Here is a 10,335-nt window from a genome sequence, read left to right as displayed (position 1 = left end):
CCCCTCGTGCGTGACTGCATTCCCCTTCCCTGAGACAGCGCCGAGCCCACTGATGCACAGGCGTGCTGGGAAAGGAGAGGGGGAACTTCTACCTGAGGTGTGAGTGCTTGCGCTTCTGAGTCGACCCAACCCCCTTGGGAGTCAGGGGCGACCATGCCGCCAGGCCAGCTCAACGAACCACGGCCACGCATGATGAGGCGGTGATGCACGTCACTGCGGGGCCGCCCGAAACTGACCTCAATCGCCCTCCAGGGCGAGAGCCCCCACCTCCCCGTCCGGATTGGCCGGTTGACGGTCAACCAACCGGATAATCCGCCCGTGAGAGTGCGCCCCCAGCCCTGTGCCGAGCGACCCGTCAGGCAGTTCAGGGGCCCGCGGGCACGTCCCTGGCAAGTGCGCGGCGCGAAGCCTGCTCCTCGCGCCACACCACGAGCTTCGCCATGTCCACGGCAATCCCGCCGCACACCACGAGGAGTGGCCGCCGGTAGGGCGCCAGCACTTCGAGCCCCTGGTACGCAACCGCCAGTGCGGCGCCGCACGCCGGCTCGACGAGGATGCGCAGGTCATCAGCGAACTGCAGGCACGCATCGAGCGCCTGCGAATCGCTCACCGTCACGCTGTGGACCGGGTGGCGGCGCGTCCAGTCGAAGGCCGCCTGCGCCACGCGCTTGGCCCCCAGCGTGGTGGCGATGGAGGTAATGGCTGACAGGGTGACGAGCTTGCCGGCCTTCACCGCCGCATGCAGTGAAGCGGCACCCTCGGTTTCCACGGCGATGACCGGCACGTGCGCCAGCTTGTTGCGGTGCAGCCCCTCCAGCACCCCGCACATGAGCCCGCCGCCTCCCACCGCGCAGACCACCACGTCGAAACCATTCTCGGCCTGGGCCACCGCCTCGTCGATGAGTGTGGCGTTGCCGTCCCAGATGTCCGGGTGGTCGAACGGCGGCACGTACGCCGCTTCCCCAGCCCCGCAGCGGCGCAGGGCCTCCTCGTTGGCCTCGTCCCAGACGGTGCCGTGCACCACCACCACCGCGCCGAGCGCGGCAATCTGCCGCCGCACCGACTCGGGTGTCGACTGGGGGACCAGGATGGTGGTGGGTACGCCCAGGGCACGCCCGGCAACCGCCGCGGCGAAGCCGGCATTGCCTCCGGAGGGACAGATGAGCTGGCGCGCACCGGTCTCCACCGCCCGCTGACACATCCTTCCGATGCCGCGAAGCTTGAAGGAGCCGGAGGGCTGCAGGCTCTCCACCTTGAGGAGCACGGCCTTGCCGAGCGCAGCCGAGAGCGCGTCGTGCGGGAGCAGGGGTGTGGTGATGTGCAGAGGGCGCATGAGGGTGGAAGAACCTTAGCCCGGCTCGACCTCGGGTAGAGGGGACACCGCGTAGCGACCGATTGATAACGGGAGAGTCCTCCGAGGGTCGCGGTGTCGTCGCCCTTCTCGGGCCAGCTTGAGGCTCCGAACCCCCGGCGCGTGAATGCATAGACATGGCGATCCGCCGTGAACTCCGGTGCCAGGTCATCGAACACGTGGCCGGAGCAGCCGAGGCCCGCCAGGAACACGAGCTCGACGCCTTCAGCCACGGTGACCCGCGCTTCGGACAAAACTCAATGAGACGTCAGCCCTCCGCGTGCTCCGCCTGCGAGGGCTCGCGGCAGACCCACTCCGCGCCCTCCTCGGAGTCCTGCGTCACGGCGGCGGACGACTCCTCGGGCACGGACGACTCCTCGGGTGCGGATGACTCCTCGGACGCCAAGCCGGGCGCGCAGATGGCGTCCGGGTACTGCCACCCGTAGGACGCCACCCACACACCGCAGGTGGTGCGCTGGGCGGTCCAGGGCTTCGTACAATAAGTAGAGCACGGGGCAATCGTGCCGCCTTCATGCACAATACAGGTCTGGTCACAGTCGGGAAACAGGGCCAGCGCGGGCGCGGGCACGAGGGAAAGGACCGCCGAGACAGTCAGCAAGGACTTCATCATCAGCTTGCGCATGTATGTGCTCCGTCTGAGGAAAAGTGCATGACACGTGTGAACGGTACCGCCAAATCCACTGAGCCGACGCGGCCGGAAAGGATGCAAAAGAATCTGCAGGCATGGTCACAGGCCTCGCGGACCAGACAAGACCTACGGGCCCTTGCTTGGAGAGACAGGGCTCTGCGGGGCTGCATACGACTGGTTCCGCAGCAGCCCGGCCCCGGCGCTCACGTCCGCCCGCCGTACCGTGCAGCGCTCCCCCTCGCCCAGGTCGGCCACCGCGCCAGTCTGGAACCGCTGGGGACACTCCTGGAGGATCGTCTCCAGCGCACGGCCGTCGCGGGTGCGAGCAATGCAGGTGGCCCCGTCCGGTGCCCAGGCCGCCTCGAAGGTGGCCTTCGCGGGATCCCACTCCCTTGAGGCCGTGACCGTCCGCTCCAGCACGCCGAGACGATCATAGATGTCGATGGTGGTGTCCTGGTGCGTGTGGCTTCTGCCGTTGCCACAGTAGTCCGCGCGCGCCATGCGGGTGCAGGCCTGATGCAGGTCGGCCATCGATTGCCCGTCGCGAGAGGCCCAGGGCTTGTATCCCCAGAGGATGCACTTGGTGATGGCGCCGTTCTGACAGGCGAAGGTGAACTTGCCCGGGACGGATTGCTGGGCACCGCTGACATCCCAGACGCTGCTGACCGCGAGGGCTCGGGGGTCGGGCACCCGGTCCACGGCGACGCAGGGGTTCTCCCATTCCTGGGCCAGCTCATTCCACGCTTCGATGCGGTAGAAGACCATCCCAGGATCCTCGGCGGAGGGCTCGGCGCCGCAGATGGCCACTTCCACGGGCTTGCCGTCGCTTGCGCTGCCCTGGAGCACGGCGCCTACGACACCGCTGATGGCGGTTCCTGACTGCGGGGAGGGAAACGCCACCAGGTGTCCGCCCTCGATTCGCAGTGCCTTCACCCCATTCTCCGCCCGCAGCAGGGGCGCGAGGTCGGCCGAGACGAGCACGCTGCTGTGCTCCCCGTAGGCCTTCTCGGTGTTCCAGTCACGACGGGTGCCCCACAGCATCGTTCCCTGGGGTCTGGCGATGCGCTGGGCGGACTGGGATTGGCACCGGCGCGCGTAGCGTTCAGCGTCGGACACCCCGCCTGCGGGCATGACGACACCGGGCTTCGGGGAGACCGGAACTCCGGCTTGCGCAAGCGCTGGCAATTGAAGGAGCAGGCAGGCAATCCAATACTTCTTCATCACATTCTCTCCGATGTTCGAAAAAGACCGCAGCAGGGGCCTACTGTTGGAGAGAGCCCGTGAGCTGGAGAGTCATGCACGGAGTCAGCGGGATGCCTGTCAGGAGGCAAGCGAGCGCAGAGGCGCATCCTGGCCCATGGCAATGAGTTGAGCGAGCCGGCGACGTCGGGATGGTTCTTGCCGAAGGCCGCCTCCCGGATGGCGAGCGCGCGCACATAGAGCGGCTCGGCGCGGCCATACAGCCCCCGCTCCTGCTCCTCGGAGAGGAGGAGCGCCGTGGCATAGGCCTTCTGCGCCTCCTGGAGCCGAGCCTCCAGGTGATTCCCTCGGGTCGGCCCCCCTGCGGCACAGCCGAGGACCATCACCACCATCATCCACCCGAAAATCCGCGGCACGTCTCCCCCTGGGCTTCAAAGAGTGGCCAACGAATATGGCCTCCTCCCTACCAGGAGCCGGGGACCCGAAAAATCATGCAGAACCCTCTGCGATTCCTACGCAGAGGGCGAGCAGCAACGACGGTCTCCAGCGTGATTTCGGGACGGTAGGCTTGCGACCGGAAAGCCCAGCGGAGCAAGGTCAGACCGACTTCGCGGCCAGCTCCTTCGCCGCCTCGACGAAGAGGCGCAGCGGCCCGGAGCGCTGCGCGCGGCTGGGGAAGTAGAGGAAGAAGCCGGGAACGGAGGGCGCGTAGGCTTCGAGCACCACCTTCAGCCGCCCGGTGCGCAGTTGCTCCTGCACCGCCGGCTCGAGGGTGTACATGAGCCCGGCGCCTGACTCGGCCAGGGATAGCATCACCCGGTCATCGTTGGAGACGGCGCCCCCGCGCACCGGCACCCGCCACGTCTTGCGGCCCCGCTCCAGCTCCCACGCGTAGAGCGTCCCCGTCGACTGTGAGCGGAAGCTGATGCACTCGTGGCGCAGCAGGTCCTCGGGCTTCTGGGGCGTGCCGTGGCGCTCGAGGTAGCCTGGAGCGCCGACCACCACGAAGCGGAAGCCACCGGTGAGCCGGACATGCACCATGTCGCGCTCGATGGCCTCGCTGAGGCGCACGCCCGCGTCGTAGCCCTCCGCCACGATGTCCACGAAGCGGTCTTCGACGACGACCTCCACCTCTACCCGGGGATAGCGCTCGCGGAACGTGGGCAGTACCGGGTTGATGACGAAGGGCACCGCCATCGCTGGGGCCGAGAGCCGCAGCCGGCCCACCGCCTCACCCGGCTGCGCGGACACGCCCCCAAGGGCCGCGAGCACCTGGCTGAACCCCGGGCCGGCTTCCTCCACGAGGCGCCTTCCCGCATCCGTCAGCGCCACGCTGCGCGTCGTGCGAGCGAGCAGTACGACGCTCAACTGCTCCTCGAGCTGGCGGATGGCGTAGCTCACCGCAGGCGCGGAGACGCCCAGCTCACGTGCCGCACCGCTGAAGCTGCGCAGTCGTGCCACGACGAGGAACACCTGGAGTTGCGGAAGAAGAGCGGTCTTCATGGCGAGAGCCCGTGCAAAGCCTGTCGGTTGGCCACCTGCCCGGACGCCGTGCTCCGAGTGGCAGCCTCCCATTCATAAAGACCCTTTAACAGCCCATTCGCTGGCCGTCGTCTAGTCCTGAGCGTGCCCGGGGCGTATCTCTTCTCTCGTCGAAGCAAATCACTCGCCCTCCCGCGCGGCATTTCGCCGCCGCATGGGACGAGCCGGAGAGTTCCCATGAGCAAGGTTTTCTTCATCACCGGCGCCAGCCGAGGCATGGGCGTCGACATCGCCCGTGCCGCCCTCGCAGCCGGCCACCAGGTTGTCGCCACCGGCCGCCGTCCCGAAGTCGTCGAGCAGGCAGTCGGCGCTCACAGGAATCTGCTGGCGACCCGGCTGGACGTGACCAGGCCCGCCGACGCCGAGGCCGCCGTCGCGGCCGCCGTGGAGCGGTTCGGCCGCATCGACGTCCTCATCAACAACGCCGCCACCTTCCAGGCGGGCTACTTCGAGGAGATCAGCCCGGAGCAGTTCCGTGCGCAGATGGAAACGAACCTGTTCGGCCCGCTGAACGTCACCCGCGCGGTCCTCCCGGTGATGCGCAGGCAGCGCGCAGGGCACGTCGTCACCATCTCCTCGGTGGCCGGCCTGATGGGGCAGGAGTTCTGCGCCGCCTACGCCGCCTCGAAGTTCGGCCTCGAGGGCTGGATGGAGTCACTGCGCTTCGACGTGGCGCCGTACGGCATCCGCACCATGCTCGTCGAGCCGGGCTTCTTCCGCACCGAGCTGTTGGAGGAGGCCTCGACGATGTGGCCCAAGCTGTCACTTCCCGACTACGCCGAGCGGACGGCACGGACGACTGCCGCCTGGAAGAGCATGAACGGCAAGCAGGCGGGTGACCCGGCCAAACTCGCGAAGGCGCTGCTCGCGGTCATCGAGCAGCCCGAGCCGCCGCTGCGCTGGGTGGCCGGTGCCGATGCAGTCGCCGCCGTCGAGGGGAAGGCGAAGGAGTTGCTGGGGCAGGTCGACGCCCACCGCGCCCTGTCGAGCTCCCTGGCCCACGTTGCCGCAGCTGACCTTCGCCGCTCCGAAGCCCGCGACGGCCTCGATCGTGAAGGATGACGCCTCTGACCAGACAAGGGACGGCTCATGTTGTGATTCGCCGCCTCCGCTGTTTTCATGATGCCCCTGGTGACTGGGACGGGATGAATCTCCCCCCTGTTGCCGTCGCCGGCCGGGCAGCAGTCTTCCAATCCATCGTTCGGACGAGGTCATCCATGCATCGAGGTTCCTGCTTGTGCGGCGCAGTTCGCTTCACCGTCGAAGGCGAGCTGCGCGGCCCTGACGCCTGCCACTGCGGCAAGTGTCGCAAGCACTCGGGCCATTACTTCGTCTCGACCGACGTGCCGCGCTCAGCAGTCACGATCGAGGGCAAAGACAAGATCAGCTGGTTCCAGTCGTCCGAGAAGGCGCGTCGCGGCTTCTGCTCCGTCTGCGGCTCGTCGCTGTTCTGGGATCCGCTCCAGCGCGATTGGATCGGAATCGCGATGGGCGCCTTCGACACCCCCACCCACACCCGCGTGGCGGTCCACGTCTACATGGCCGACAAGGGCGATTATTACGACGTCGCGGACGGGGTGCCGCAGTTCGACACGATCCCGCCCAAGCCGCACTGAGGACGCATTTGACGCCCCAGCCCGTCACTGCCGCGGACGGCTGGGGCGCTTCATCAGGCCTGACTACTGGATGCCCATCGTGGAGCGCGGGATGCCCCAGACCCAGGGCGCCAGCACAATCGAGGAGGAACCCACGGTCTGCATCTTCTTGGAGGCTCCCTCGGTAATGCCCCAGACCATCCCGTCCGTCGTGACCGCGACCCCCTCGCCATTCGTGGCGAGCGCGTTGGCGAGGCTCGGGGCGACGGTCGTGGAGGTGGACGGGCAGAAGTTGTTCAGCGCGGACGGGTTGCTCTCTCCTCCGGAGAAGTGGAGCACGAAGCACGGATTCCCCGCGGTATTGCCTGGGTGATAGACCGCGCCTCCCTGCAATTGATAGTCATAGCCGCCCTGGGTGTACGGCGCTGCGGGGATCGCCCAGGTCACCTCCGGGGTGCTGTCCGGCAGCGAGCCATCGGCGTTCAGGTTGAACCCATTGATGACCCTGGCCCCGCTGGTGAAGCAATACAGCCGGTTGGCGATCGAGTCGTAGGAGATGCTGGCACCCCCGCAGAGGCTGGTGTTGCTGCTGACGAGCTTGAGATCCTCGATGGCAGGACGGCCCGTCACGGGGTCGGCGGGGTGCCAGGTGGTCCGAGGCGCCGTGAGGTCGAAGCGAAGCAGGCCTCCGATCCCCGTGGTTTCGTTCCTGAGTGAATTGACATACAGGATGTTGCCCACCCGGACGACACTGCCCGGGTGGACGCCACTCAGCTCCGCTCCGGTTGCGCTCACGAGGCGGTAGGTCCTCCGGATGGAGGGAGCACAGATCCCGGTGGCGCAGCCGGCGATGTTGACCTCGGGGACGATGACCATTCCCTCCGTCAGGTCCGGGTCCGGCTCGTAGTGCCCCACCATGTACATCGTGTCGTTCGGGGTGGTGGTCGTGCCAATGGACACGCCTTGATACACGAAGCCGTCGTTCAGGTACGGAAGCGAGATGCGCCGGGTGACCTTGGTCCGCATGTCATCGAACTGCGGGAAGTTGTTGCCTCCCTGCGGCTCGTTGATGGCATCCGCCATCCTCCGGTACTTCGAGCGGTAGGTTCCGGTGCGCGTATCCGTGACCGACGGCGTGTAGTCGAAGTACGAGGGCAGCCCCGCGTACCAGCCTCCGTCGTTGAGCTGGGAGAAGAGGTAGCTCCTCGACCACAGGGGATAGTTGAGGACCTCCGCCGTCGCGATGCGGCCGACGAAGTACTCCCCCACCGGGCCCCGGGTGCTGCCAGTGCCATCACATTCGGCCGCGACACAGCCGGGTTGCCCGCTGTTCTTTACGGTCTGGGCCCCCGGAATCGGGGAGACGTCGATGCGCTCCTGGCCATCAATGTAGATGCGCGCATGGCTGCTGGACGGCGTGCCGCTGTTGATGGTGACCGCAGCGACGACGTAGTGCCAGTTGGTGTTGATGGGATAGCCCGTGGCCGTGACGGACTGATACCCGGTGCCGTCATGCCACTGCACCTGCATGCGACCATCCATGATGTCGAGCGCGATTCCGCCGCCCCCCTGGTCCGAGTAGATCGTCCGCCGGCCGGTCAGCGAAGCCGTGTCCGGCTTGAAATGAGCAATGATGGTGAAGCCGGTGGCGGACTGCACGGGGGCCGTGGCAGTGGCCTTGTAGGCGCCCGCGGTGAAGGGGCGATACGTGAGGTTCATGAACTCGGTGTTGCCGGAGCCTCCCCGGGCAATGGTCGCGGCGGCGCCCACGGAGCCCGTGATGACACCGTCGCTCGCGCCCGTGCCTGAAGCTCGGTAGCGGAACACCAGCTGCGGGTCGGGCCCCTCGTACAGGCTGGATTGAGCCGTCCCGAGCTCCGCGGGGGGGAGGTCCACGGGGGATGAGCCTTCCGGACCACATCCCGCCAGGCTGCCTGCGACAGCCAGCAAGGCCGCCGGTCCCCAGAAACCCTTCAAGTATCCTGAACGCACGATGTTCCCGCTCCTCTCGAGGTGGAGGTCACGGCGGGCAGTCCGCCATGACTCGGCGGGGATTTATCAAATTCTGGAAAAATGATCTAACAGGTAATTCAGTTATTTCACGATGCGACAGCTTCACGGTTCCACTGGCCAGCAGTGGTGTGTCAATCACTGGCGCTTTCAAACCGCTGCAACGCATCTGTGGTTGAGGCTGGATTCTGCCTGCCGCAGGGTAGTGTCCTGTTCGCACCTGTATCTGTCTGATCTGCACGGCGGCAACGGCGCAACTCCTTTCGGCCAGACGCGGTTCCTCGGGTATCCTGCAGCCCCGATTGTGCCCCGTTGAAAGGAATCCAGATGACGCCGGAGTCCCTCCTTCCCGACGCCTCCGCCTCTTTCTGGCAGAAGCAGCTCAGCGGTGCTCCGGCGCTCCTGGAGTTGCCGACGGATCGTCCCAGGCCTCCGGCGCAGCGACTCCAGCGCGGCTCCTTCCAGGGTGGGCTCTCCGCTCCGCTCTCGACGGCCCTGGAGACGCTGGCCCAGCGGGAAGCGGTACCGCTCTTCGTGCCGCTGCTCGCGGGCTTCAGCGCACTGCTCCACCGGTACTCCCTGCAGGATGACCTGGTCGTGGGCACTTCGGCGGAAGGCGGGATCCTCGCGCTGCGCCAGGACCTCTCCGACAACCCCCGGTTCGTGGACGTGATGGCGCGTGTCCAGTCGCTCCATCAGATGGCGGTCCCCCACCGCATGTCCTCGTTCGAGAAGCTCGCGGTGCCGCAGGGCTTCAGCCATGCGCCGGTGTTCCAGGTGATGTTCGTCTTCGCACCGCTGGAGGAACGGCCCGCCGAGGCAGTCCGCGCCCGCTGCGATCTGGTCCTCAGCGTGTCGAGGTCTCCGGAAGGCTGGCGCACGACCTTCGAGTACGACGCCGACCTCTTCGACGCCGATCGCATCCAGCGCATGGCCTCCCACTTCCAGACGCTCCTGGAGGCCGCCGTCGCGCAGCCGTCACGCTCCATCGCCTCCCTGCCCCTGCTTCCCGCGGCCGAGCTGCACCGAGTCCTGCGCGAATGGAATGACGCCGCTGTCGACTTCCCCCGTGACCTCTGCATCCACGAGCGCTTCGCCCTCCAGGCCGCCCGCACGCCCGACGCTCCTGCTGTCACCTATCGCTCCCGCACCCTCTCGTACCGTCAGCTCGATGAGCGCTCCAACCAGCTCGCCTGGCACCTGCGCTCACTCGGCGTGGGGCCCGAGGCCCTCGTGGGACTCTGCGTCGACCGCTCCATTGACCTCGTCGTTGGCATGCTCGCCATCCTCAAGGCCGGCGGGGCCTACCTGTGCCTCGACGCCTCCCATCCCTCGGAGCGCCTGGCCTTCATGCTCCAGGATGCGCGCGTCAACGTCCTGCTCGCCCACCAGAGCAAGCTGGAGCGTCTGCCTCCCTTCGGCGGCACCACCCTCTGCCTCGATTCGGACGCTGCCGCCGAGCTGTTGAGGCAACAGCCCACCGACGGGCTGCCGCGGACCGCTGGGCCGGAGAATCTGGCCTACGTCATCTTCACCTCGGGCTCGACGGGCAGGCCCAAGGGCAGCGCCATCCTCCACCGGGGGGTCCTCGCGCTCGCGTTCGACCCGCTGCTGCACGCCTTCTCCGCTTCCGACCGCGTCGCCCAGGCCTCCAACGTCTCCTTCGACCCGAGCACCTTCGAGATCTGGGGGGCCCTGCTCCACGGCGCGCATCTCATCGGCATCACCGCCAGTCCTGCCCACTCGCCCCACGAGTTCGTGGCCCAGGTCCAGGACGGCCGCGTCTCCGTGATGTTCGTCACCACGGCGGTGCTTCACCTGCTCGCACGCCAGGTGCCCGCTGCCTTCAAGGGACTGAAGATGCTCGTCCTTGGCGGGGAGGCCGCGGACCCGCTTGCTCTGCGCGAAGTCCTCCAGCACGGCCCGCCCCAGCGCCTCGTCAACGGCTACGGCCCCACCGAGTGCACCGTCTTCTCCTCCTTCCACCT

General features: G+C 67.3%; 8 protein-coding genes and 1 pseudogene. 3 read left to right on the top strand and 6 right to left on the bottom strand.

The window, feature by feature from the left end; all coding sequences use genetic code 11:
• Positions 1–364: 364 nt before the first annotated feature.
• From D7V93_RS28155 to D7V93_RS28130, 5 genes and pseudogenes are all read right to left on the bottom strand, one after another.
• Complete coding sequence (locus D7V93_RS28155; RefSeq protein ID WP_120646326.1) at positions 365–1,333, bottom strand: pyridoxal-phosphate dependent enzyme; 969 nt, start codon at positions 1,331–1,333, stop codon at positions 365–367.
• A 286-nt stretch (positions 1,334–1,619) separates the two neighbouring features.
• On the bottom strand, positions 1,620–1,994 hold the full coding sequence (locus tag D7V93_RS28145; protein WP_120646325.1) for a hypothetical protein: 375 nt from the start codon (positions 1,992–1,994) through the stop codon (positions 1,620–1,622).
• 132 nt (positions 1,995–2,126) lie between these two features.
• Positions 2,127–3,116, bottom strand: coding sequence for an ADYC domain-containing protein (locus tag D7V93_RS28140; RefSeq protein ID WP_244237554.1), 990 nt, complete (start codon positions 3,114–3,116; stop codon positions 2,127–2,129).
• Between the two features lie 245 nt (positions 3,117–3,361).
• Positions 3,362–3,472, bottom strand: a pseudogene (locus D7V93_RS47740) (tetratricopeptide repeat protein); the annotation flags it as partial.
• A gap of 325 nt (positions 3,473–3,797) precedes the next feature.
• Positions 3,798–4,703 (bottom strand): LysR family transcriptional regulator, encoded by a 906-nt coding sequence (locus D7V93_RS28130; RefSeq protein ID WP_120646323.1) that lies wholly within the window; start codon positions 4,701–4,703, stop codon positions 3,798–3,800.
• 216 nt (positions 4,704–4,919) lie between these two features.
• On the opposite strand from D7V93_RS28130, the gene D7V93_RS28125 reads away from it, so the two are divergent.
• Entirely contained in the window at positions 4,920–5,804 is an 885-nt protein-coding gene (locus D7V93_RS28125; RefSeq protein ID WP_120646322.1) for an SDR family oxidoreductase, read from the top strand.
• Between the two features lie 155 nt (positions 5,805–5,959).
• Entirely contained in the window at positions 5,960–6,358 is a 399-nt protein-coding gene (locus tag D7V93_RS28120) for a GFA family protein (RefSeq protein WP_120646321.1), read from the top strand.
• 63 nt (positions 6,359–6,421) lie between these two features.
• Here the strand turns inward: D7V93_RS28120 and D7V93_RS28115 are convergent, their stop codons facing one another.
• Positions 6,422–8,233 carry a LamG-like jellyroll fold domain-containing protein gene (locus tag D7V93_RS28115; protein WP_120646320.1) on the bottom strand — a complete coding sequence of 604 codons (1,812 nt, stop codon included), beginning with the start codon at positions 8,231–8,233 and terminating at the stop codon, positions 6,422–6,424.
• A gap of 441 nt (positions 8,234–8,674) precedes the next feature.
• Between D7V93_RS28115 and D7V93_RS28110 the strand changes: the two genes are divergently transcribed.
• On the top strand, positions 8,675–10,335 hold a 1,661-nt coding region (locus tag D7V93_RS28110; RefSeq protein ID WP_147451378.1), incomplete at its 3' end, for a non-ribosomal peptide synthetase.

Origin of the sequence: Corallococcus llansteffanensis, from assembly GCF_003612055.1 — a bacterium.
Lineage (GTDB): Bacteria > Myxococcota > Myxococcia > Myxococcales > Myxococcaceae > Corallococcus > Corallococcus llansteffanensis.
Note: the sequence above shows the minus strand (reverse complement) of the source record. Positions and strands in the feature narration are given on the sequence as shown.

Coding starts and splice junctions, on each gene's coding strand:
- D7V93_RS28155 (WP_120646326.1), bottom strand. CDS start 1,333: ATGCGCCCTCTGCACATCACCACACCCCTGCTCCCGCACGACGCGCTC.
- D7V93_RS28145 (WP_120646325.1), bottom strand. CDS start 1,994: ATGCGCAAGCTGATGATGAAGTCCTTGCTGACTGTCTCGGCGGTCCTT.
- D7V93_RS28130 (WP_120646323.1), bottom strand. CDS start 4,703: ATGAAGACCGCTCTTCTTCCGCAACTCCAGGTGTTCCTCGTCGTGGCA.
- D7V93_RS28125 (WP_120646322.1), top strand. CDS start 4,920: ATGAGCAAGGTTTTCTTCATCACCGGCGCCAGCCGAGGCATGGGCGTC.
- D7V93_RS28120 (WP_120646321.1), top strand. CDS start 5,960: ATGCATCGAGGTTCCTGCTTGTGCGGCGCAGTTCGCTTCACCGTCGAA.